General features: G+C 63.2%; 21 protein-coding genes. 11 read left to right on the top strand and 10 right to left on the bottom strand.

Features of this window, described 5'->3' with window-relative positions; translation table 11 throughout:
* Positions 1 to 10 precede the first annotated feature (10 nt).
* Positions 11 to 979 (top strand): IS110 family RNA-guided transposase, encoded by a 969-nt coding sequence (locus ACWAT4_RS24960; protein ID WP_212303881.1) that lies wholly within the window; start codon positions 11 to 13, stop codon positions 977 to 979.
* A 119-nt stretch (positions 980 to 1,098) separates the two neighbouring features.
* Positions 1,099 to 1,311 (top strand): hypothetical protein, encoded by a 213-nt coding sequence (locus ACWAT4_RS24955; protein WP_449728306.1) that lies wholly within the window; start codon positions 1,099 to 1,101, stop codon positions 1,309 to 1,311.
* A gap of 35 nt (positions 1,312 to 1,346) precedes the next feature.
* Here ACWAT4_RS24955 and ACWAT4_RS24950 read toward each other — a convergent pair whose 3' ends face one another.
* Positions 1,347 to 1,583: a hypothetical protein gene (locus ACWAT4_RS24950; RefSeq protein WP_212425672.1), complete on the bottom strand. Its 237-nt coding sequence runs from the start codon at positions 1,581 to 1,583 to the stop codon at positions 1,347 to 1,349.
* Between the two features lie 205 nt (positions 1,584 to 1,788).
* On the opposite strand from ACWAT4_RS24950, the gene ACWAT4_RS24945 reads away from it, so the two are divergent.
* The 3 genes from ACWAT4_RS24945 to ACWAT4_RS24935 all read left to right on the top strand — a co-directional run bounded on the left by ACWAT4_RS24945 (position 1,789) and on the right by ACWAT4_RS24935 (position 5,781).
* Positions 1,789 to 2,463, top strand: a complete 675-nt coding sequence (locus tag ACWAT4_RS24945) for a response regulator transcription factor (RefSeq protein WP_212302497.1) — start codon at positions 1,789 to 1,791, stop codon at positions 2,461 to 2,463.
* A gap of 1 nt (position 2,464) precedes the next feature.
* Positions 2,465 to 3,829 (top strand): sensor histidine kinase, encoded by a 1,365-nt coding sequence (locus ACWAT4_RS24940; RefSeq protein WP_449728305.1) that lies wholly within the window; start codon positions 2,465 to 2,467, stop codon positions 3,827 to 3,829.
* 197 nt (positions 3,830 to 4,026) lie between these two features.
* The gene (locus ACWAT4_RS24935) at positions 4,027 to 5,781 is read left to right on the top strand and encodes a tannase/feruloyl esterase family alpha/beta hydrolase (RefSeq protein ID WP_449728304.1); all 1,755 of its coding nucleotides are present in this window, start codon (positions 4,027 to 4,029) and stop codon (positions 5,779 to 5,781) included.
* 71 nt (positions 5,782 to 5,852) lie between these two features.
* Here ACWAT4_RS24935 and ACWAT4_RS24930 read toward each other — a convergent pair whose 3' ends face one another.
* Positions 5,853 to 6,884, bottom strand: coding sequence for a LacI family DNA-binding transcriptional regulator (locus ACWAT4_RS24930; RefSeq protein ID WP_212302500.1), 1,032 nt, complete (start codon positions 6,882 to 6,884; stop codon positions 5,853 to 5,855).
* Between the two features lie 356 nt (positions 6,885 to 7,240).
* Between ACWAT4_RS24930 and ACWAT4_RS24925 the strand changes: the two genes are divergently transcribed.
* From ACWAT4_RS24925 to ACWAT4_RS24915, 3 genes are all read left to right on the top strand, one after another.
* Positions 7,241 to 8,209 (top strand): sugar ABC transporter substrate-binding protein, encoded by a 969-nt coding sequence (locus ACWAT4_RS24925; RefSeq protein ID WP_212302501.1) that lies wholly within the window; start codon positions 7,241 to 7,243, stop codon positions 8,207 to 8,209.
* A gap of 154 nt (positions 8,210 to 8,363) precedes the next feature.
* The gene (locus ACWAT4_RS24920) at positions 8,364 to 9,920 is read left to right on the top strand and encodes a sugar ABC transporter ATP-binding protein (protein WP_449728303.1); all 1,557 of its coding nucleotides are present in this window, start codon (positions 8,364 to 8,366) and stop codon (positions 9,918 to 9,920) included.
* A 55-nt stretch (positions 9,921 to 9,975) separates the two neighbouring features.
* Positions 9,976 to 10,938, top strand: a complete 963-nt coding sequence (locus ACWAT4_RS24915; protein WP_249148831.1) for an ABC transporter permease — start codon at positions 9,976 to 9,978, stop codon at positions 10,936 to 10,938.
* 32 nt (positions 10,939 to 10,970) lie between these two features.
* Here ACWAT4_RS24915 and ACWAT4_RS24910 read toward each other — a convergent pair whose 3' ends face one another.
* From ACWAT4_RS24910 to ACWAT4_RS24875, 8 genes are all read right to left on the bottom strand, one after another.
* The gene (locus tag ACWAT4_RS24910) at positions 10,971 to 12,260 is read right to left on the bottom strand and encodes a M20/M25/M40 family metallo-hydrolase (RefSeq protein ID WP_449728302.1); all 1,290 of its coding nucleotides are present in this window, start codon (positions 12,258 to 12,260) and stop codon (positions 10,971 to 10,973) included.
* A gap of 133 nt (positions 12,261 to 12,393) precedes the next feature.
* Complete coding sequence (locus ACWAT4_RS24905) at positions 12,394 to 12,822, bottom strand: hypothetical protein (protein ID WP_449728301.1); 429 nt, start codon at positions 12,820 to 12,822, stop codon at positions 12,394 to 12,396.
* A 232-nt stretch (positions 12,823 to 13,054) separates the two neighbouring features.
* Entirely contained in the window at positions 13,055 to 13,657 is a 603-nt protein-coding gene (locus ACWAT4_RS24900) for a hypothetical protein (RefSeq protein ID WP_449731257.1), read from the bottom strand.
* A 553-nt stretch (positions 13,658 to 14,210) separates the two neighbouring features.
* Entirely contained in the window at positions 14,211 to 15,812 is a 1,602-nt protein-coding gene (locus ACWAT4_RS24895) for a TRAP transporter large permease (protein WP_212443872.1), read from the bottom strand.
* Positions 15,809 to 16,348 carry a TRAP transporter small permease subunit gene (locus tag ACWAT4_RS24890; protein ID WP_212302507.1) on the bottom strand — a complete coding sequence of 180 codons (540 nt, stop codon included), beginning with the start codon at positions 16,346 to 16,348 and terminating at the stop codon, positions 15,809 to 15,811. Before ACWAT4_RS24890 ends, ACWAT4_RS24895 begins: the two co-directional genes overlap by 4 nt.
* Before the next feature lie 314 nt (positions 16,349 to 16,662).
* Positions 16,663 to 17,697: a GTP 3',8-cyclase MoaA gene (gene moaA, locus ACWAT4_RS24885; RefSeq protein ID WP_449728300.1), complete on the bottom strand. Its 1,035-nt coding sequence runs from the start codon at positions 17,695 to 17,697 to the stop codon at positions 16,663 to 16,665.
* A gap of 119 nt (positions 17,698 to 17,816) precedes the next feature.
* Positions 17,817 to 18,302, bottom strand: a complete 486-nt coding sequence (locus tag ACWAT4_RS24880; RefSeq protein WP_449728299.1) for a hypothetical protein — start codon at positions 18,300 to 18,302, stop codon at positions 17,817 to 17,819.
* 157 nt (positions 18,303 to 18,459) lie between these two features.
* Positions 18,460 to 19,134, bottom strand: a complete 675-nt coding sequence (locus tag ACWAT4_RS24875; RefSeq protein ID WP_212302510.1) for an HAD-IA family hydrolase — start codon at positions 19,132 to 19,134, stop codon at positions 18,460 to 18,462.
* A gap of 164 nt (positions 19,135 to 19,298) precedes the next feature.
* On the opposite strand from ACWAT4_RS24875, the gene rpiA reads away from it, so the two are divergent.
* From rpiA to gor, 3 genes are read left to right on the top strand one after another with little or no spacing between them, the layout of a single operon-like run.
* Complete coding sequence (gene rpiA, locus ACWAT4_RS24870) at positions 19,299 to 19,997, top strand: ribose-5-phosphate isomerase RpiA (RefSeq protein WP_212444184.1); 699 nt, start codon at positions 19,299 to 19,301, stop codon at positions 19,995 to 19,997.
* A 21-nt stretch (positions 19,998 to 20,018) separates the two neighbouring features.
* Entirely contained in the window at positions 20,019 to 20,531 is a 513-nt protein-coding gene (locus ACWAT4_RS24865) for a DUF2059 domain-containing protein (RefSeq protein ID WP_212425679.1), read from the top strand.
* 47 nt (positions 20,532 to 20,578) lie between these two features.
* Complete coding sequence (gene gor, locus ACWAT4_RS24860; RefSeq protein ID WP_212443870.1) at positions 20,579 to 21,979, top strand: glutathione-disulfide reductase; 1,401 nt, start codon at positions 20,579 to 20,581, stop codon at positions 21,977 to 21,979.
* Positions 21,980 to 22,001: the final 22 nt, after the last annotated feature.

Genomic DNA, 22,001 nt, shown 5'->3' with positions numbered 1-22,001 from the left:
ATCGACGAAGATGGCCAAGTCTACCACGATCTGTGCCGGGATCGATACCGGCAAACGGAAGCTTGATGTGGCGATCGAGGGTTGCCGCGAGCCGTTGCAAGTGAAGAACACGTCGGAAGGTCACGCGGCTTTGTTGGCGTGGCTGCGACAGCATCGCGTCAAACGCATCGGCATCGAGGCGAGTGGCGGTTACGAACAGCCTGTCGTCGCCGAACTGCGGCGCAAGCGGTTTGTGGTTGTGGTGTTTCAGCCGGCTCAGGTCCGGGCCTATGGCAAATTCCACTTGCAGCGTGCCAAGAACGATAGGATCGATGCCGCTCTTATTGCCGCCTGCACCGCAGCGGTGCGCAAGATCCATGCTGCGCCCGATCCGCGGTTACTGCGGTTCGCCGAGCAGCTGACCATGATCGATCAGATCGGCGAGGATATCGCGCGCCTCAAGAACAGGATCGAAAGCTGCCGCAATGTGACGATTAACAAGATCTGGCACGAGGATATCGCTCGCCTGGAGCAACGCGAGAAGGCCGCACTCAAGGCCCTGGTCACCTCGATCCGCAAGCACCCTGATCTTGCCAAGCGGCTCGCGCTGATCAACAGCGTCGACGGCATCGGGCTGCCGACTGCCGTTGCCATCCTGGTGCGTCTGCCTGAGATCGGCCGGATCACGCGGGAGCAAGCCGTCGCTCTCGCCGGCCTTGCGCCCTATGACGACGACAGCGGCGACCAGGTCGGAGTGCGGCATATCGAGGGCGGACGAAAGCGGCTGCGTCGCGCCCTTTATACCGCCTCACTGGCTGCATCGTTTCGATGGAACCCGCAGCTCATCCAGCTCTACCAACGCCTGACCGCAGCCGGAAAGGAGCACAAGCGCGCGCTCGTTGCCTGCGCCAGGAAGATGCTCATCTTCGCCAACACAGTGGTGGCTCGCGGCACGCCATGGTGCGGCGAACCGCCGGTGAGATCATTCCCTGTTTCTTAGTTCGACCGGGACGTGTTTCTTCGTCCCGACCTACGGTCCCTCACGACGCCGCGCGCAGCGTCCGTCAAGGATGGCCGTCGCTCGCCCGCACCTCACCTGATCTGCCGCCAGGCCACGCCTTGACGGATGCGAGCACGGCGTCATCATGGCAGGCGCCGACGATCCGAAAGGCAAAACACAGCCGCCAGTTAATGGTTGCTACAAGTTGGCTGCCTCGTAACGGGCCGCCGTATCGATGGACGGTGCTGCCGTTCTTCGAAACGAGAACTTCATTGCTGATCGTCGCCGTCTTCACCGCCGGTCTGACGATGGTGATCGAACACGTGCTCTGAAGTTGCTAAGCCCTGTTCGAACCGTTGAGCCTGGTCTACCCCCTGACGTCATACTGCTTGCTGAGGTGATCGCCGATCTGGACCAGCATGGCGACGCATTCGGGGTAGCCGGGGCGATCGGAGGTGGCCTGATCTGCGTCGGCTCGAAACTCCCAGGAACCGCCGTCGCGAACGATCGAGATCGTCATTCCATCGGGACAGTCGGCGTGCACCTTCAATTCGGCCCTCGCCATCGCGATCAGTTCGCTTTCGGATTTGACCAGTCTGCTCATGAAGCCCCTCTCTCTGGATTGCGGCCGAATATTGCTTGCATCGGCCAGATTATCAGACAGCATCTGATCTGCTTACACCAAGCTGACAAGAGGTCGCCGGCCAGCCGTGCTCTTTTTCGCTGGCCCGACCGTCCGGAATGCTGGAAAAGAGCACAGATGCGGCGCAAGCCGTATGATGACACCGGAACATCCGGCCGGGAATGCGATGCGCCTTTTGATCGTCGAAGACAATGCCGAACTGTCGCGGCTCGTAGCCAGCGGGCTGGCGGGAGCGGGCTACGAGAGCGATATCGTTGCCAGCGCCGAGGAGGCGCGCGAGGCGGTGCACAATGTCAGCTATGCCGCGATGATCCTCGACCTCGGCCTGCCCGACGGCGACGGCCTGTCCGTGCTACGCGAGCTGCGGCGGCAGATGGAACCGCTGCCGGTGCTGGTGCTGACAGCGCGCGGCGGGCTGCAGGACCGCGTCAACGGTCTGCGCAGCGGCGCCGACGATTACCTCGCAAAGCCGTTCGCGATGGAGGAGCTGGTGGCGCGGCTGGAGGCGATCCTGCGCCGTCCCGGCCAGCTGCTCGGCCGTTCGCTGCGGCTTGCCAATCTCGTTTACGACACCGAGAGCCGGCAGATCTTCGTCGACGACAAGCCGCGGATCATCTCGTCGCGCGAAACCTCGGTGCTGGAGATCCTGCTGCGCCGGCAGGGGCGGGTGGTGCCGAAGAAGAACGTCGAGGATCACATCTTCGGGCTCGAGGGCGAGGTCGCCTCGAATGCAGTCGAGGTGTATGTCTCACGGTTGCGCAAGCAGCTTGCCGAGCACGGCGCCAAGGTCGTGATCCACACCATCCGCGGCGTCGGCTACATGATGGCCGAGGAGAAATAGCGTGGCCCAGGCTGGATCCCAAACCGGATCCAAGGTCCGGTCGTCGACATTCAAATCGCTGATCTCCCGCATCGTGTTCTTGCACATCATCGCGGTTGCGGTGGTTGCGATCTTCCTGCCGCTGGTCCTGCTGTGGCTCTTGAACTCCGAGATCGATCAGCTGCATCGGGCTGCGATGCGGGCCCAGGCCGAGGCGCTGGCCGAGCGTATCGCGGTCCAGCCCGACGGCAAGGTGACGTTCAATCTGCCCGACAGCCTCCGCGGCCTCTATTCGGAAGCCTATGGCCGCTACCAGTACGACATCCGCGATGCCGAGGGGCGCCTGCTGTTCTCGTCGCACAGGAAGACCGGCGGTCTTGAGTCAGAGTCGATTTCCGGTGCCGGCGTCACCCAGACGATCGGCGACACCACGGTTCGCATTCAAGTGGCCGAAGACCTGTCCCATCGCGACGTCATCACCGACGACATCGTATCCAACTTCTTCCGCCGGGTCGGGTGGATCACCATCCCCATTCTTCTGGTGCTGCTCGCCACCGATATCTTCATCTTCCGCCGCGCGCTCGCGCCGCTCTGGATGGCCTCCGAGGAGGCCAGCAATATCGGCCCGTCGCGCACCGACGTCCGCCTGCCGACCGAGCAGATTCCGCGCGAGATCATGCCGCTCGTCACAGCCGTCAACCGGGCACTGGATCGCCTCGAGGACGGCTTTCGCGTGCAACGTCAGTTCACCGCCGATGCCGCGCATCAATTGCGCACGCCGCTCGCGATCCTGCGGACGCGGATCGAGACGCTCGGCGACGGCGCGGCAAGGCAGGTGCTGCATGACGACATCGAGGGCATGAGCCGCATCGTCGCCCAGTTGCTGGAGATCGCCGAGCTCGACACGCTGGTGCTCGATCCCGGCGAGACCGCTGATCTGCGGGCCGTCTGTGCCGAGGTGGTCGGCGCGATCGCACCGCTGGCGATCGCGCAGCACAAGGACATCGCGCTCCGGGGCGCCGATGCGCCGGTGATGATCCACGGCAATTCCGAGATGCTGCAGCGCGCGGTCTTCAACCTCGCCGAAAACGCCATCAAGTTCACCGCGAAGGACACCTCGGTCGACGTCGAGGTCGGCGACGATGGTTCGGTGCGCGTGCGCGATTGCGGTCCGGGCGTAACCGAGGCCGAACGCGAGCTGATCTTCCAGCGCTTCTGGCGCAGGGATCGTCAGCGCAGCGACGGTGCGGGTCTCGGTCTTTCGATCGTGCGCGGCGTCGCCGACGATCACGCCGCAACGGTTGCGGTGGACAATCTTCCCGGCGGTGGCGCCGAGTTCACGCTGCGCTTCAGGCTGGCGGACAAGGCCGTCGCAGCGCCCGCCTAGAGCAGGTTGCATTTTCCGGCACGCAATCGAACATCGGGACGGCGTCGGACGCGCCGCTCCGCAGAACCATCCAAAAATCTTGAGAGAAGTACGGTGGGCCCCTGCGCGCGCCCTTCCAGACGTCATGATGTCATGCCATCATAAATTGTATGCTAGCATGGCGCAACTGAAATGAAAGCGATTGGGGAATGCAGATCATGTATCGTCTATGTCTCATCCGCGCGGCCGCAGGCATTTTTGTCGTGGCTGCTGGTATTGCGCCTGCGATGGCGACGCAGTGCACAGGCTTGCAGGCGCTCGTTCTGGAGCAGACGACCATCACGTCGGCGACCGATGTCATTTCCGGCACCTTCGCCATTCCGGGCACCAACCCGGTGCAGTACATCACGGGATTGCCGACGTTTTGCCGCGTCACCGCGACGATCGCGCCCACGACCGACTCGTCGATCAAGATCGAAGTCTGGCTGCCGGAAAGCACATGGGGCGGACGATTTCTTGGCCTCGGAAGTGGCGGGTTCGGCGGATTCTTCGACTACGGTGCTCTCGCCTTTCGCCTCAAGGCCGGATACGCGGTCGCCAATACCGGTCTCGGCACCGGGGTGTCGGGCTGCACCAATTACTTCTGCGGTTCCAACGGCAATCAGGGCAACGCGCTAGCGATTTCGTTGGGAGAGCCGGCCAACCCGACCAATGGTCTCCATGGGCACCCGGAACGCATCACGGATTTCGGCCATAGGGCGATCCACCTGATGACGGTGCAGGGCAAGGCCATCACCGCGGCGTTCTATCAAAAGAGCGCGGACAAGAGCTATTTCTTCGGTTGCTCGACCGGCGGTCAGAACGCGCTGATGGAGGCGCAGCGCTATCCCGATGACTACGACGGCATCGTGGCTGGCGCGGCGCCCTTCAACCGCACACGGTCGTATGGATCAACGCCTTACGGCTGGCAGATCGCGCATGCGTCTCCTGGAAGCCTCATGCAGGCTGGCCAGATGTCATTGATCAACAAGGCGGTGCTGGCGCACTGCGCCGGTCGGGACGGCGGTGTGAAGACCGACCAATTCCTGTCGGATCCGCGCGCCTGTCATTTCGATCCAAAGGTTCTGCAATGTACGGGCGGCAACCTCCCACCGGCGTGCCTGACCGCCGAGCAGGTCACGCGGATGCAGAGTTACTATGCCGGCACCATCGACCCCGTGAACGGCGACGTGATCTTTCCCGCGTATTCGCGCGGCACCGAGATTGAAGACATCAAAGCTCTCGGCATCATGGCAAAGCAGCAGCTTCCGGAGCCGCTCGCTGACGGTCCCCTCTATTGGGTGTTCGGTCCAAGCTTCGGCCAGCAGAGCGGTGCCATCAACTATACGAATTACAACATTCACCGCGATCTCAAAGCCGTGGACGACCAGCTCGGCGAATCGATGAACGCCAACAGCACCGATCTCAGTGCGTTCCGTGCACATGGCGGCAAGCTGATCATGTACCACGGCTGGGCCGACCAGGGTGTTCCGTCACAAGTCAGCATCAACTATTTCAATGCACTCGTGGAGCACGACAGGCACGATTTCGGGCACGGTCGGCCTCATGCCGAGGAGGCGCGGCTCGACGAAAGGGACGGCAGGCGATCCGCACTGGAGAGGACCCAGAACTACGCCCGGCTCTACATGGTCCCCGGCATGTATCACTGCACCGGCGGGCCCGGTCCAAACTCGTTCGCTCTGCTACCGTCGCTCGTGAACTGGGTCGAGAACGGCACGGTACCGGATGCGGTCACCGCGACCAAATATGTCAACGACACTGCGCCCAATGTACAGATGACGCGCCCGCTTTGCGTGTTCCCGAAAGTCGCGAGATACAACGGAAGCGGCAGCACCAACGATGCGGCTAGCTTCACCTGCGTCCCTGGCGAGCATGAGTTCAACCAGGAGCCGGCCCCGCAGTACGGGCCGTGACCACGACGGTGCGGGGAGGGGACGATGACAGGACTCTCTCTGCACCCTTCGCGCTGAGTTGCCGATAAGCCTTATCGCGACGCGCTCGCCGCCGGCTCCAACACCGGTTCCGTCGAGGACTCGCGCACGACGAGTTCGCACTGAAAAAGACTGGGCTTCCCGGCCTTCGGCAGCTCGCGCAGACCGAGCAGCGAGGAGACCGCCGCGTTCGCAATCTGCGCCATCGGCTGGACGATCGTCGTGAGGCGCGGTGTGATGAGGTTCGACAGCGGGATGCCGTCAAAGCCCACGACAGACAGGCCCGCCGGGATCGGAATGCCGAGGTCGTTGGCGGCCCGCAGGCAGCCGATGGCCTGCTGGTCGGAGCTGGCAAAGACTGCGGTCGGACGCTCGGCTCTCGGCCTCGCGAGCAAAAATGTGCCGGCGGTACGGCCGCTCTCATAGTCGAAGGCCGCGTTGACGAAGAGCGGTTCGATCTTCCCGCCCTTGGGCGCAGGAAGAGTGCGCATGACGTCGAGATATCCCTGGAGGCGATCGTCGGCGGGGCGCGAGCCGGACGGGCCGGCGATGCAGGCAATGCGACGATGCCCGAGCTTGGCGAGGTAGTCCACCGCGACGCGCGCGCCGCCGCGGTGGTCCGCTGCGACGCCAGGATGATGGGGGAGGACGCGGTCCACCGTGATCAGGGGCAGCCCTTTGGGCGCCTTGATGGCGTGAGGGCTGTTGCAGGGAACGATGATGATGCCGTCGACCTTGCGCCCGGCGAGCTGCGCCAGCCGATCCGCCTCCTTGGCGGCATCGTCGAACGAGGTCATGAAGATGACGTTGTGGCCGCGATCGGCCGCGGCACGCTCGGCGCATTGCACGAGCTCAGCGAAGAACGGATTGGTCAGGTCCGGAATGACGATGCCGATCAACCGGCTGACCTTGCTGCGCATGCTCCGGGCGAAGGGGTCGGGCCGGTAGCCGAGCTCGTGGATCACGGCCTTGACGCGCGCGCGCACCTCTGGCGTCACCGATGGATGCTCATTGAGCACGCGCGAGACGGTGCCCACGGCGACGCCGGCGCGCTCGGCAACGTCCTTGATTCCACGCTTTGCCATCAGGCCTCAGTGATTAGCGCTCAGGACAGACGACCAGCAACTGGCGCTTTGACGAACGCACCGGTTTGAAAGCCTTCAAAGCGCCGAGCCAACAGTTGGTCAGTCTTCCTGTCCATTTGGAAACGGTTCATCACTATATCGATGAACTGCTTTGGAGGCAAAGGCTGGGAGGAGACGTTGGACTCGATCCGATTGCTCGATTTGTTCGCCAAATAAAGTGCAATATGGCTGCGGCGCGAGTGCGCGAGCGCTGGTGGCTTGAAACCCGCTTCCAGTTCTGATAACCAAAATTTGGAAACGTTTCATTGCGCCGCCGCAATGGCCGGCACAAGATAGCGTTCAACAGGGAGGTGGAAATGGCGAATTCGACGCGCAAATCCGGAATCAGCCGCCGTCAGATCGTTCTGGCCGGCGCAGCAGGTACGATCACCATCATGTCCGGCGTTCGCCCGACATTTGCCGATGGCAAGCCGAAGGTCGGCCTGGTCATGAAGTCGCTCTCCAACGAGTTCTTCAAGCAGATGCAGGCCGGCGCGGACAAGTTCGCCGCCGAGAACAAGGACAAGTTCGACTTCAAGGCCGTCGGCATGAAGGACGAGCGTGACTTCGCCGCCCAGGTCGACGCGGTCGAGAACTTCGTCACCCAGAAGTACGACATCATCGTCGTTGCGCCTGCCGACTCCAAGGCCATGGCTACGCCGCTTGCCAAGGCCGTCAAGGCCGGTATCACCGTCGTCAATATCGACGTGCCGCTCGATGCCGGCGCCAAGAAAGCCGCGGGCATCGATCTCGCCTTCTTCGGTCCCGACAACCAGGCCGGCGCCAAGCTGGCCGGCGATGCGCTCGCCAAGGCTCTCGGCGCGGGCGGCAAGGTCGTTATCCTCGAGGGTAACCCCGAGGCCGACAATGGCAAGCAGCGCAAGCAGGGCTTCATGGAGTCGATCGCCGAGGGCAAGCTCCAGCTTCTCGACAGCAAGACGGCGCATTGGGAGACCGAGGAAGCCAATACGCTGATGACGAACTTCCTGACCAAATATCAGGACATCCAGGGTGTGATGGCCGCCAACGACTCCATGGCGCTCGGCGTCGTCAAGGCGCTGGATGCGACCGGCAAGAGCGGCAAGATCAAGGTCGTCGGCTTCGACAACATTCCGCCGGTGCAGCCGTTGATCAAGAGCGGCAAGATGCTTGCGACGGTCGAGCAGTTCGGCGCCCAGATGGCCGTCAACGGCATCAAGTACGGCCTGCGCCAACTCGCCGGCGAGAAGTTCACCGGCTGGATCAAGACCGACGTCAAGCTGGTCGAGGCCAAGGATCTTTCATAAGGAGGATCTTTCATAAGAAGGATCTCGCCCAGATCTCTCGCTCGCATCTGCGATCATAACCTGTCGGGACGCCTGCATCTTGCCGGCGTCCCGATTTTGGCGAAGATCATCTTCGCATATCCATCCTTGTTCGCGACGGGGAGCGCACCCTCTCATGCATGGCGATGAGCCGAGTCGTCCTCGCGCCGAGACGATTGCGAACGCCGAAAGCCCGATCCTCAAGCTGCAATCGGTCGGCAAGCGCTTTCCCGGTGTCGTCGCGCTGCGCGACGTCTCCTTCGAGGTCGCGCGCGGCTCGGGACACGTGCTGCTCGGCGAGAATGGCGCCGGCAAGTCGACCCTCATCAACCTGCTCGGTGGTGTACTACAACCGGATGACGGATCGATCTGGTTCGACGGCGCGCCTTATCGACCGACTTCGCCGCTCGAGGCCATCAGGGCCGGGATTCGCGTCGTCCACCAGGAGCTGCATCTTCTGTCCAACCTTTCGGTGGCGGAGAATCTGCTGTTCGAGCAGCTGCCAAGCCGGCGGGGCCTCGTCAATTTCCGCGACATGAACAGGCGCGCGGCCGAGCTGCTTGCGGAAGTCGGCCTCGACGTTTCGCCGACCATGGAGGTCGGCCGTCTCGGCGTCGCGCAGATGCAATTGGTCGAGATCGCGAAAGCGCTTTGCCACGAGAGCAAGCTGCTCGTTCTCGACGAGCCCACGGCGACGCTCACTGTCCGCGAGGTCGATCGTCTCTTCGAGATCCTGCATCGTCTGAAAGCGAAGGGCGTGACCACGCTGTACATTTCGCATCGGCTCGAGGAGATCTATGAGGTCGGAGATCAGGTGACGGTGCTGCGCGACGGGGCCCACGTGACCACGCGCGCGCTTGCGGGGCTCGATATCCCCGACATCGTGAAGCTCATGGTCGGACGAACCATCACCGGCCAGGCGCCTATCGATATGGATGCACCGATCGGCGATGAAGCGCTTGACGTGACCGACCTGAAGCTGACCGACGAGAGCCCTGCCATTTCGTTCTCGCTTCGCAAAGGCGAGATCGTCGGCATCGCCGGGCTCGTGGGATCCGGTCGCACGGAAATGGTTCGCGCGCTGTTCGGGGCCGATCCGAAGGCCGCCGGCACGATCCGGATCGACGGCCAGGAGGTCGACATCGCCTCGCCCAAAGATGCGGTGGCGCACGGCCTGTGCCTTGCGACCGAGGACCGCAAGGGGCAGGGGTTGCTGCTCGAGATGAGCTGTGCCGAGAACATGACCATCACCGACCTCCTGCGGGTGTCGTGGCGCGGACTGCTTCAGCGCAAGCAGGAGAATAACGTCGCGCAGCGCTCGGTGAGGGAGTTACGGGTCAAGACGCCGTCGATCCATCAGGCGGTCCGAACGTTCTCGGGTGGCAACCAGCAGAAGGTCGTGATCGCCAAGTGGCTGTTCCGCGGGCCCAAGACACTGATCTTCGACGAGCCGACGCGCGGAATCGATGTCGGCGCCAAGGCCGAGATTTACGAGCTGCTCGGAAAGCTCGCGCTCGAGGGCAAGAGCATCCTGGTGGTCTCGTCCGATCTGCCCGAGCTGATGGCGATCTGCCACCGGATCCTGGTGTTCGCGAACGGACGGATCACCGGCGAGGTGCCGCGCGCCGAGTTCGACGAGCACCGCATTCTTTCTCTCGCCTATCAGGAGTACAGCCGTGTCCGAGCAAGTTGAGCGCGCCACCGAGCGGAAGGCGCGCGTCAAATGGGACAATCTTCTGCGCATCTCGATGCGCGAGGCGGGCGTCACGGTCGCGCTCGTGCTGATCGTCCTGTTTTTCTGCGTGACTGCGCCTTACTTCGCGACCAGCGGAAACTTCCTCAAGATCTTCGTTCAGATCGCGATCAATACCGTGCTCGCCGCCGGCATGACCTTCGTCATCCTGACCGGCGGCATCGACTTGTCGGTCGGCTCGGTGCTGGCGCTGTGCACGGTCGTTGGCGCGACGATCATGACGGACGAGCGCCTCGCGCCGGGGACCTCGATCGCGCTGGCCTTTGCTGCGTGTCTCGGAACGGGCGCCATTTGCGGCGCCATCAATGGCTGGGTGTGCGAACGATGGAAGCTGCCATCCTTCATCGTCACGCTCGGCATGCTCAATATCGCCAGCGGCCTTGCTCGCGTCGTCTCGAACAATTCCACCATCACGGGATTGCCGCAGCCCTTTGTCGATTTCGGCAACATGATCTTCTTCGGCGTGTTCCCGTCGATCTTCGTGATCGCGCTAGGCGTCGTGCTGATCGGCTGGTTCATCCTGCGCTTCACGGTGTTCGGCCGTTTCATCTTCGCCATCGGTACCAATGAGGAGGCGGTGCGTCTCTCTGGCCACAATCCGAGCGCGATCAAGATCGCCGCCTTCACGATCTCGGGTCTCACCGCCGGCACGGCTGCGATGGTCTATCTGCTCCGGCTCAACGTCGGCAGCCCGATTGCCGGCATCGGCTATGAGCTGAACGCGATCGCGGCCGTCATCATCGGCGGTACGAGTCTCTCAGGCGGCAAGGGCTCGATCATCGGCACGCTGGTCGGAGCCTGCATTCTCCAGGTGCTGTCGACAGGTCTTCAGCTTCTCGGCGCCGAAGACAACGTCAAGCCCATCGTGATTGGCGCCGTCATCGTGCTTGCCGTAATCCTCGACACCTATCGCAACAAATTCCTGCGCGCGATGGAGAGCCGCAGGTCGGACGGATAGAGAGGAGTTCTGTTTGGAGGCCGCGAGAAGCGCTATTTCAGCTTTCCGGTCGACAAATCCATGATCATGCGCGTGGTCAAATAGAGCCGTGGCACGATGCTGTCGATCTTCACATATTCGGCATCGTTGGAGTGCGCGCCGAACCCCGACAGGCCCATGCCTTCGACCACGGCGCCCTTGGTCTTGAGCGCGGCAAAGGCGGCGTCGGTGCCGCCGCCGGTCGCCTTCTCGTCGACCTTGAGCGGCATTCCGAGCTCCTGATAGATCGTCTTGCCGTAGGCCGCGATGCGCCGCGAGGCGTCGTTGGCCTCGAGCGGCGGGCGGCGCACCTCGAATTTCAGCGAGACCTTGGAGTCCGGCAGCAGCTTGTTCTTGATCTTGTCCTGCAGCGCCTTCTCCAGCTCGTCGAAATCCGACACCTTGAGCGCGCGCGCATCGGCCTGGGCGGTGGCCTCGGCGGGGATCACGTTGCGGTTGGTGCCGGCCTTGGACACCGTCCAGTTCAGCTTCAGGCCCTGCTCGGGCTTCGACAGGTCCTTCATCTGCAGCACCTGGTGCGAGAGCTCGTAGAGCGCATTGATGCCGCCCTCGGGCCTTGCGCCCGCATGTGACGACTTGCCGATCACCGTGAGATAGGCCGAGCCGATGCCGCTGGTGGCGAGCCGCAGCGTGCCGTCGGTGCCGCCGCCCTCGAACGAGAACACCACGTCCTGATCGGCTGCGAATTTGGTGATGGTGCTGCGCCAGCCGGGCGAGGAGATCTCCTCGTCGCCATTGGTGAGCACCGTGAGCGTGCCGTAGTCCTTGAAGTTCAGCTTCTGCAGCATCGCCACGGCGTGGAGAATGAGCACGACGCCCTGCTTGTCGTCGGCGATGCCGAGGCCGTAGGCCTTGTCGCCGTCGATGTGGAACGGTTGGTCCTTCAGCATGCCCTTCAGATACACGGTGTCCATATGGGCGATCAGCATGATCTTTGCGCTGCCGGTGCCCTTGAAGGTGGCGTGCACGGCCGGGCCGATCTTCTCGGGCGTGTCGTCGAGGCGATAGACGTCGGTGGGTTGCAGGATCTCCACCGTGCCGCCGAGCTGCTTGAGTTGGTCGGCGACGCGGCCGGCGATCACGTTCAGGCCCTCGACGTCCTTGCTGCCGGATTCGATGCTGACGAGGTCGCGCAGCGTATCGAGCAGCGGCTGCTGCTCCTTCTGCGCCAGGGCCTGAACCTCGGCCACGGGTTCGGCATGCGCGATGGTCGCGGCACAGGCGAGCCAGAGCGAGGCGATCAATGAACCAGCGAACGATGGGGCAGGAAGCGATCGGAACATGCGTGGCGGACCATATGTTGGGAGGATGGTCCGGTATGCCCGTGTTTCCCGCGCTTGTCACGCGACACCGACGCTGCAAGGCCCCGGCGTCGACCGGGGCCATCTGTTGCCGCGTAGGGAGCACATGCCGGGGTTATTGGCAGGGGTATATCCGGCCGTCGTCGAGCTTGGTTGTTGTGCCGGGCTCGCAGACCATGCCGTTTCGCCTCCGCCAGTCCTCCGGAGAGTAGCCGTATGCCGCGTAAGGTCCGCTATCACTGGAGTAGCCTGCACCGCTGTAATAGGGGCTTCCCCATCCCCTGTAAGGTGATGTCGCCGCGACCGCTGCCGCCGTGCCAACCGCCACGGCGCCTGCCGCGACTGCGCCCGCTCCATACACGCCCCGTCGCGCCTGTCGACGCGCAACGCCGGCGACGCTGACGGGCGTCAGAGGACGACCGACCCGCGCCTGGGCGCTCTCGACCGATAGCGAGATACCGCTTTGCTCGGACCAGGCAAAGGAGAGCAGCGCCGCAGACGAGAAGACGCAAGCAGCTAGGGCAATCTTTCTTACATGCTTCATGAGCTTTCTCCGTTGCAGAAGAGACAACGCGCGCACGTTTGTCGTCCGCTGTTGCAGCAACGGTTGATCCATATCAACGAGTGCAACGCGCAATCCGAGATGCCGATAAAGTCTTCGTTATCGCAAGGCGTCATCCATCGTTGCGCTGTCCACATCGGGTCGCGCGAGGACGCGCGCTTCGTGCGCATCATTTGCGAACTCATATCCATCAAGGAGCTGTTCGCGTTCGTGCTCACGGCGGCAGGAGCGCCGCTGCCTGCTCGAGCTGGTCAGCCGGCACAGCTTCCTTCGGCCGCTCGAATACGACGCGAGAGGTCACTGATATTGCGGCGCCGGCACGGCCATCCTGGCCGATGAGAACGAGTCCGGCTCCGCCATTGGCCACATTCAGAATGGCTTCCTCGCCGCTCCAGGTCTTGATCGGGTCCATTCCAATGACGAGAAATTCGCCCGCGGGCTGGTCGAGATATTGAAGCCTCAGTTGAGGGCCGACCTCTGCTGCGGCGATCCGCAAACCCAGCTGCTTGGCGCGCTCGTAGATTGCGGTCAAGGTCACAGTGTCCGTCTCAAAGCCGAGTGCGGCCGCCGACACAGAGACGAGCTCTACTTCCTTTCTTGTCGTGCTGACGATGAAGGCCGGCCGTGCGAGGATTTCCGCAGCCAATCCTCCGACGTGGCAGCCGATTGCATCCAGGGCGTTGCGGAGGGTGAGCGAATTCGAATAACTGCCGAGAGTAATCCTCTTCCACACCGGCAGATCGGCAATCGATCTGACCGGTGTGATCGGAGCTTGACTTGACGAAGCCGTCTTCAGCTTCAACTGGTTCTGCAACACATCTCGTGCGCTGCATTGCGCACCGGCTTCAGTCGCGAGCTGGAACATGCACATGGCGCAGAACATCGTGGTCAAGAGACGACGGCTACGATGATGTGCTGCTGTCGAACAATGTTGTCGTGCTCGGCAGCCAATTTCCTGATGAAAGCCTTGGTCCATGACAACCTCGCTTGCGTGAGGCGCGGACAAAATGAATCAGGATGTGTTTTTCAATTTTTGGTCAGTCGGTCCGCGTCGTAACGGATCCCTGAAAGTGGTCGTAAGCTTAAATCCGATCACGGAGCGTGAACATCGGAAATTTCGAGAAACCCGGGACCGTATCGGGGCAAGCAGGCTGACGGGGCTCGCACATGCCGGTGCGCCGGCACCGTTCAATCGAGAAACGCACGCCCTTTGATGGTGCTCGCGAGCGGTTCAATCTCAGCGCGATGGCCGATGCAAAACATCGGCGTTGGTCGAGACCGGCGGCCCAAGGTCGCCGATGCACCTTTTCTCACATCCGCCTTCGTCGAGGCTTCGGCGGACATGAAGGGAGAAGGAAGAAAGCGCGCCGCTACTTCTGCGGCGGCCCGAAATCGAGCGGCGGCAGCTCGATCTGCGGCACCTCGATCTTGACCTTGTTGAGGTCGACATTGACCGGCTTGTCCAGCAGGCCCGTCACCGTGACCGGGAACGCGATCACGATCAGCACCATGATCATCTGGAGGCCGATCCAGGGCATTGCGCCCCAATAGATGTCCGAGCTCTTCACTTCCTTCGGCGCCACGCCGCGCAGGTAGAACAGCGCGAAGCCGAACGGCGGGTGCAGGAACGAGGTCTGCATGTTGACGCAGAGCATGACGCCGAACCAGATCAGCGCCGGGCCGTCGCCGACGACGGGTCCCAGGATCTTCTGCGCGATCGGCGCGATCATCGGCAGGATGATGAAGGCGATCTCGAAGAAGTCGAGGAAGAACGCCAGGAAGAAGATGAAGAGGTTGATGAAGATCAGGAAGCCCCAGACGCCGCCGGGCAGCGAAGTCAGGAGGTGCTCCAGCCAGACCCCGCCGGAGACGCCGAGGAACACCACCGAGAAGCAGGTCGAGCCGATCAGGATGAAGGTGACCATGCAGGTGAGGCGCATGGTGGATTCGTAGCCCTGCTTGATGAGGTCGCGCAGTTCGGGGATGCGTGCGGCCGAGATGCAGATCCAGGCGACCGCGAGATAGGTCAGGGCGAACGCGATCTTGAAGATCAGGTTCTCGGTGAACAGCATCGCGATGATGGTGCCGATGCCGGCGGCGATCACGCCGACGATCAGAATCCTGCGGTCCGTCGAGGAGAAATCCTTGTGGTGGATCGCTGCGAGCACGATGGCGCCGACTGCGCCCATGGCGCCTGCCTCCGTCGGCGTCGCAAGGCCCATCATCATGGTGCCGAGCACGACGAAGATCAGCACGGCCGAGGGGATGATGCCCATCAGGCACTTCTTCCACAGCGCCCAGCCGGTCAGCGTGCGCGCTTCCTTCGGCACCGGCGGCACGTGGTCGGGCTTGATCAGGCCGAGGATGAAGGTGTAGCCGGCGAACAGCAGGATCTGGAACACCGAGGGGCCCCAGGCGCCGAGATACATGTCACCAACCGACTTGCCGAGCTGGTCGGCGAGCACGATCAGCACCAGCGAGGGGGGCACCAGCTGCGTGATCGTGCCGGAGGCCGCGAGCACGCCGGTGATGTAGCGCATGTTGTAGCCGTAGCGGATCATCACCGGCATCGAGATCAGCGCCATGGCGATGACCTGCGCCGCCACGGTGCCGGTGATGGCGCCGAGGATGAAGCCGACGATGATGACGGAATAGCCGAGACCGCCGCGGATCGGGCCGAACAGCTGGCCCATCGAATCCAGCATGTCCTCGGCTAGTCCGCATCTCTCCAATATCGCGCCCATGAAAGTGAAGAACGGGATCGCGAGCAACAGCTCGTTGGAGAGCACGCTGCCGAACACGCGGCCGGGGATCGCCTGCAGGAAGTTGAGATCGAAGAAACCGAGATGGATGGCGAGAAAGCCGAAGGAGAGGCCGACTGCCGCGAGCGTGAACGCGACGGGAAAGCCGATCAGCATCGCCAGAACCAGGCCGCCGAACATCAACGGCGGCATCATCTCCAGCGTAATCATTGGGTCGGCCTCTCGTACTTGGCGTCGATCGTCACATAGCCCTGGAGAGCCGCGATACGCTTGATGACTTCGGAAATGCCCTGGAGCGCCAGCATCACGAAGCCGGCGGGGATCACGAACTTGATGGGCCAGCGGACCAGGCCGCCGGCGTTACCCGACATCTCGCCGACGTCGTAGGCCTGCATGAAGAACGGCCAGGACAGATAGGCGAGCAGCAGGCACGAGGGGATCAGGAAGAACAGCGTGCCGATCAGGTCGAGCCAGAGCTGGCCGCGCTCGGACAGGGTGAGATAGAAGATCTCGACCCGCACATGCTCGTTGCGCTTGAACGTGTAGGACGATCCGAACATCACCAGGATCGCGAACATGTACCATTGCAGCTCCAGCCACCCGTTCGACGAGTAGCTGAAGGCGTAGCGGATCATGGCGTTGGCCGCGCTGACGAGGCATGCGAGAAGCACGAGCAGGTTACAGACGTACCCAATCTTTTCATTGAGGGCGTCGATGGCGTTACTCACCGCCAGCAATGGACGCATCTTACTTTCTCTCCGTCGCGGCCCAACACTCTGCGGGAGGCTTCAGCACGCAACGCTCGGCCCGCGTGCGAGAAGCACGCGACCGCACGGATGGTCGTCCGGAGCGATTGCGGCGTCAGTCCTCCCCTCGTGCCTTGCCGTCTTGACCGCGACCGCCAACGGGGCGGGCCGGCTTATTGCTGCCGGGCAAGCAAAGGCGAGGGCACCAAACCAGCGGGCTTGTGCGCCGTCAATCGGAAAATGGGCAAATTGACGGCGGGTCAAAAGCTTAGGTCGCAAAAGCTTAAGGCCGTCGCGCGGGGGACGCGAATCGCTCAGCCGCCGGTCACGCTCATATGCCTGGAGACGCTGGGGCGGTCGTGGCGGCGGTCGATGATGAAATCGTGGCCCTTGGGCTTCAGCCCGATGGCACGGTCGATCGCATCCGCCAGCAGCATGTCGTCGCTGGACGCACGCAGGGGTTTGCGCAAATCGGAGGCATCCTCGTGGCCGAGGCAGGTGTGCAGCGTTCCCGTGCAGGTGATGCGCACCCGGTTGCAGGATTCGCAGAAATTATGGGTCATCGGCGTGATGAAGCCGAGCTTGCCGCCGGTTTCGGCGACGCTGACATAGCGCGCCGGCCCGCCGGTGCTCTCGGCGAGGTCCGTCAGCGTGAATTGCTGGGCGAGCCGCGCGCGCACCAGCGATAGCGGCAGGTATTGGTCGATGCGGCCCGAGCCGATCTCGCCCATCGGCATCACCTCGATCAGGGTGAGGCCCATGTTCTTGCCGTGGGCCCAGCGCATCAAATCGGGGAGCTCGTCCTCATTGAGGTTCTTCAGCGCCACTGCGTTGATCTTCACGGCGAGCCCTGCAGCGCGTGCGGCCTCGATGCCTTCCAGCACCTTGTCGATCTCGCCCCAGCGGGTGATCTCGCGAAACTTCTTGGGATCGAGCGTGTCGAGCGAGACGTTGATGCGGCGGACGCCGCAATCGGCGAGCTCGCTTGCATGCTTTGCGAGTTGCGTGCCGTTGGTGGTCAGCGTCAGCTCGTTCAGCGCACCGCTTGCGAGATGGCGCGACAGCGAGCGCACCAGCGTCATCACGTTGCGGCGGACCAGCGGCTCGCCGCCGGTGAGCCGCAGCTTCTTCACGCCCTTGGCGATGAAGGCCGAGCAGAGTCGGTCGAGTTCCTCGAGCGTCAGCAGGTCGGCCTTGGGCAGGAACGTCATGTCTTCCGACATGCAATAGAAGCAGCGCAGATCGCAGCGATCGGTGACGGAGACGCGCAAATAGGAGATGGTCCGCCCGAACGGATCGGTCATGGCACTCGACAACGCGGCGAGGGGACTCGCAATAGATCCGTTCATACCAATGCCTTGTCACTTACGGCGACGGGCGCACCTTTGCTTCGGCGGTGCTGTCGAAGCAATCTAAGCATCGGACGCGGCTCAGACAATCGGGTGGTATACGTAGATTAGCGTTTGGATCAACGCTTGCCGGCGTTCGGATCGGGGAACGGCGTACCGGCCGCGGGCGCTGCAGCATCGGCCGGCGCCGCGGCGGGCGCGGCGGCTGCGGCTGGTTTCGGCTTCCTCGGCCGGTGCGGCTTCTTCTTCACGGGCTTGGGCGGCACCGCCTGCTGCAACTCCGCGAACACCGGGTTCGGATCGGTGGTCACCGAGGCGGGGGTGGTGAAATCGCCGGGATTCTTGATCACGTTCACCGGTACGCTGGTCGGCTGGTACTTGGGCAGCGCGAAAGCGACCGTAAACGGTGCGTCGGGGGCGGGAACCGAGACGGAGCAGGGGGTCTTGCAGCCCCCACCCAGCGAGGTCGTCGCGTCAGCTCCCGGCGGATTGGATTCGAGCCGGACCTGGAGGGGCGGCGGCGCCGATTTGAACATGTCCCAAGACATCGAGGAGCAGCCACCAAGGCTCGCTCCCGCTAACGCAATCGCGATGACACGACGCATGACCATCCACTTCTACTGCGACGAACCGCCACATAACCCCGCGCGGACCTTAGGAGCGTCGCTCCGGGCAAGCAACCGGCGGACCACGCATAGTTAATAGATGGTTAACGCGGGGTTCTCTGGAATAGGTAAGCTATATCAGGGCTTTGCCTGGGGTTTAGGCGGTCATCAGGCTGTGGGCGGCGGCCGGCAGGTCGCGCATGTGATGGATCAGCCGGTCCGGCTTCAGATCGGCGATCGGTACGTCGGTGTAGCCGAAGCTGACCCCGATCACAGGTACCCCGGCGCGCCGGGCCACGCCGACATCGGTTCCGGCGTCGCCGACCATGATGCTGGCTTTCACCGCGCCGCCGGCCCGCGCCACGGTCTCGCGGAAAATGGTCGGATCGGGTTTCTGGACCCCGAACGTATCAGCGCCGCAGATCGCCTCGAACCGCCGGCTCAGGTCGAGCTGGTCGAGAAGCCGCTTCGACAGCCATTCCAGCTTGTTGGTGCAAACCGCGAGCCGATGGCCCTGCGCCGCAAACAGATCGAGCGCGTCGAGCAGCCCCTCGAAGGGACGGGATTCGACGGCGATATTGTCGGCGTAATAGGCGATGAAATCCGCTGTCATCCGGTCCATGTCGGCCGGCGTGACCGCGCGGCCCTCGGCCTCCAGCCCCCGCTCGATCAGCTTACGGGCACCGGCGCCGATCATGTTGCGGGCCGAGGCCATCGGCACCGGCGGCAAGCCTTCGCGGTCGAGCACGTAATTCAGCGCGGTGATCAGGTCGGGCGCCGTATCCACAAGCGTGCCGTCGAGATCGAAGACGAGGGTGTAGGGGGAGGTCATGCCAAAGCGCTATCGGTCCGGCCCGGCCGGCGCAAGGGGCGGGCCCATAAGATCACCTTATAGTCGTGTCCTCGAGCCCTGTTCGCCGGGGGAAAACGGGGCTACATAGGCCGCCGCAAGCGGCACGACCGGCGGCATTCCTGAACTTTGAGGCGGGCGCAAACGTGGACATGGACCAGTTGAAGCGGCAAGCGGCGGCGCGCGCACTGGACGAGGTGCGTGACGGGATGCAGCTTGGCCTCGGCACCGGCTCGACCGCCAAGCATTTCGTCGAGCTCCTGGGCGAACGCGTGCGCGCCGGCCTCAAGGTGATCGGAGTTCCGACCTCCGAGGCGACCCGCACGGACGCGCTGCGGTGTGGTGTGCCGCTGACGACGCTCGACGAGATCGACCATCTCGACATCACCGTCGACGGTGCCGACGAAATCGATCCCGAGCTCAACCTGATCAAGGGTGGCGGCGGCGCCTTGCTGCGCGAGAAGATCGTGGCGGCCGCCTCGGATCGCATGATCGTGATTGCCGACGACACCAAATGGGTGCCAACGCTGGGCCGCTTTCCGCTGCCGGTCGAGGTCATCCCGTTTGGGCTTGGCGCGACACGGCGGGCGATCGAAAAGGCATTTGCGGAATGCGGCGTTTCCGGGCAAATGGCGGTCCGCAAGGCCAGGGATGGCCACGTTTTCGTCACCGATGGCGGCCACTGGATCCTCGATGCCCGGCTTGAGCGGATTGTGAATCCGCCCAGCCTCGCCAAGGCTTTGAGCACGATCCCCGGCGTGGTCGAGCATGGGTTATTTATCGGCTTGGCCAGCTCGGCTGTTTTGGCGGGTGGCGAGGGAATCCGCGTGATTGAACGGCGATAAGCCGCCAAAAGGAGACCAGGAATGAAGAACGTTTTGAAGATCGTGCCCGCTGCATGCCTCGCCATCGCGTTGGCGCTGGGGGCATCGCCTGCGACCGCGCAGCAGCCGGCGGCACCCACTCCCGGGGCGATTGCCGCCGCGAAGGAGATTTTGACGCTGAAGAATGCCAGCGCGATGTACGCCGGCGCCGTGCCCGGCATGGTGGAGAAGGTCAAGGCCACGCTGATCGGGCAGAACCTCAACTACCAGAAGGACCTCAACGAGCTCGCCCCTGTCATCGCCAAGCAACTGGCCGGCCGCGAGTCCGAGATCGGCGACGGCATGGTCGGCGTCTACGCCGGCGAGTTCACCGAGCAGGAGCTGAAGGATCTCGTGACGTTCTACAAGTCGCCGCTCGGCCAGAAGCTGCTTGCCAACGAGCCCAAGGCCATCAGCCTCAGCATGCAGGTGATGAACGCCTGGGCGCAGAACTTCTCCGAGGTCGTCGCGAGCGCCTTCCGCGCCGAGATGAAGAAGCGTGGCAAGGAAATCTGACAGTTCTTATCTGTCTGGGTAATCCTTGAACGAGGTCGGAGTGGACAATGGCTGAATTCGACGTCGACCTCTTTGTCATAGGTGGCGGTTCGGGCGGCGTGCGTGCCGCCCGCATCGCGGCCGGGTACGGTGCCCGCGTGATGATCGCGGAAGAGTACCGCATGGGCGGCACTTGCGTGATCCGCGGCTGCGTGCCGAAGAAGCTGTTCGTGATCGGCTCGCATGTCCGTCACGAGCTCGAGGATGCCGCGGGTTTCGGCTGGACCGTTCCGCCCGCGACCTTCGACTGGCCGACGCTGATCGCCAACAAGGACAAGGAGATCGCGCGGCTGGAGGCGGCTTACACGACCAATGTCGAGAAGTCGGGCGCGCAGGTCGTCAAGAGCCGCGCGGTGATCGAGGACAAGCACACCGTCCGCCTGCTCGCGGACGACAAGAAGATCACGGCGAAATACATTCTCATCGCCACCGGTGGCGCGCCCAATCATGGCGCCGCGATTCCCGGCATCGAGCATGTGATCTCGTCCAACGAGGCGTTTCATCTCAAGAAGCTGCCGAAGCGGATCGTGATCCAGGGTGGGGGCTACATCGCGCTGGAGTTCGCAGGCATCTTTGCCGGCTTCGGCTCCGACGTCACCCTGATCTATCGCGGCGACAACATCTTGCGCGGCTTCGACGAGGATGTTCGCGCCCACGTCCGAGCTGAGATGGAGAAGCAGGGCATCACCATTCTCACCGGCTGCACGGTGAACAAGGTCGATCGCCATGTCGATCGCAATGGCGAGGAATTCACCACCCATCTGTCGAACGGATCGAGCATCGCCTCTGACCAGGTGATGTTCGCGATCGGCCGTCATCCGGCCGTTGCCAATCTCGGGCTGGAAAAGGCCGGCGTCGCCATCAATCCGAAGAACGGCGGCATCGCGGTCGATCATTTCTCCAAAAGCTCGGTCGACAGCATCTATGCGATCGGTGACGTCACCCATCGCTTCAACCTGACGCCGGTCGCGATCCGCGAGGGCCATGCCTTCGCCGACACCGTGTTCGGCAAGCGCGAGGTGCAGGTCGATCATTCCTCGATTCCGACGGCGGTGTTCTCGCAGCCGGAGGTCGGCACCGTCGGTCTGACGGAAACCGAAGCGCGCGCGCAGTTCAGCCACGTCGACATCTACAAGACGACGTTCCGTCCCATCAAGGCGACGATGTCCGGTCGCGACACCCGTGTGCTGATGAAGCTCGTGGTCGACGGCTCGACCGATCGCGTGCTTGGCTGCCACATCGTCGGCGATTGCGCCGCCGAGGTCACGCAAGTGGTCGCGATCGCCGTGAAGATGAAGGCGACGAAAGCCGATTTCGACGCAACCATCGCGCTGCATCCGACGGCGGCCGAAGAGCTGGTGACGATGCGCACGCCGACCGCGCGCCACGTGCGCCAGGCGGCGGAGTAGGGCGTCAAACGGCGGGGATCCC

This window comes from Bradyrhizobium sp. T-1 (assembly GCF_053592855.1).
Note: the sequence above shows the minus strand (reverse complement) of the source record. Positions and strands in the feature narration are given on the sequence as shown.

Coding starts and splice junctions, on each gene's coding strand:
- ACWAT4_RS24865 (WP_212425679.1), top strand. CDS start 20,019: ATGAAGAACGTTTTGAAGATCGTGCCCGCTGCATGCCTCGCCATCGCG.
- ACWAT4_RS24875 (WP_212302510.1), bottom strand. CDS start 19,134: ATGACCTCCCCCTACACCCTCGTCTTCGATCTCGACGGCACGCTTGTG.
- ACWAT4_RS24925 (WP_212302501.1), top strand. CDS start 7,241: ATGGCGAATTCGACGCGCAAATCCGGAATCAGCCGCCGTCAGATCGTT.
- ACWAT4_RS24910 (WP_449728302.1), bottom strand. CDS start 12,260: ATGTTCCGATCGCTTCCTGCCCCATCGTTCGCTGGTTCATTGATCGCC.
- ACWAT4_RS24895 (WP_212443872.1), bottom strand. CDS start 15,812: ATGATTACGCTGGAGATGATGCCGCCGTTGATGTTCGGCGGCCTGGTT.
- ACWAT4_RS24930 (WP_212302500.1), bottom strand. CDS start 6,884: ATGGCAAAGCGTGGAATCAAGGACGTTGCCGAGCGCGCCGGCGTCGCC.
- ACWAT4_RS24915 (WP_249148831.1), top strand. CDS start 9,976: ATGCGCGAGGCGGGCGTCACGGTCGCGCTCGTGCTGATCGTCCTGTTT.
- ACWAT4_RS24905 (WP_449728301.1), bottom strand. CDS start 12,822: ATGAAGCATGTAAGAAAGATTGCCCTAGCTGCTTGCGTCTTCTCGTCT.
- ACWAT4_RS24890 (WP_212302507.1), bottom strand. CDS start 16,348: ATGCGTCCATTGCTGGCGGTGAGTAACGCCATCGACGCCCTCAATGAA.
- ACWAT4_RS24960 (WP_212303881.1), top strand. CDS start 11: ATGGCCAAGTCTACCACGATCTGTGCCGGGATCGATACCGGCAAACGG.
- ACWAT4_RS24945 (WP_212302497.1), top strand. CDS start 1,789: ATGCGCCTTTTGATCGTCGAAGACAATGCCGAACTGTCGCGGCTCGTA.
- ACWAT4_RS24880 (WP_449728299.1), bottom strand. CDS start 18,302: ATGCGTCGTGTCATCGCGATTGCGTTAGCGGGAGCGAGCCTTGGTGGC.
- ACWAT4_RS24935 (WP_449728304.1), top strand. CDS start 4,027: ATGTATCGTCTATGTCTCATCCGCGCGGCCGCAGGCATTTTTGTCGTG.
- moaA (WP_449728300.1), bottom strand. CDS start 17,697: ATGAACGGATCTATTGCGAGTCCCCTCGCCGCGTTGTCGAGTGCCATG.
- ACWAT4_RS24920 (WP_449728303.1), top strand. CDS start 8,364: ATGCATGGCGATGAGCCGAGTCGTCCTCGCGCCGAGACGATTGCGAAC.
- gor (WP_212443870.1), top strand. CDS start 20,579: ATGGCTGAATTCGACGTCGACCTCTTTGTCATAGGTGGCGGTTCGGGC.
- ACWAT4_RS24950 (WP_212425672.1), bottom strand. CDS start 1,583: ATGAGCAGACTGGTCAAATCCGAAAGCGAACTGATCGCGATGGCGAGG.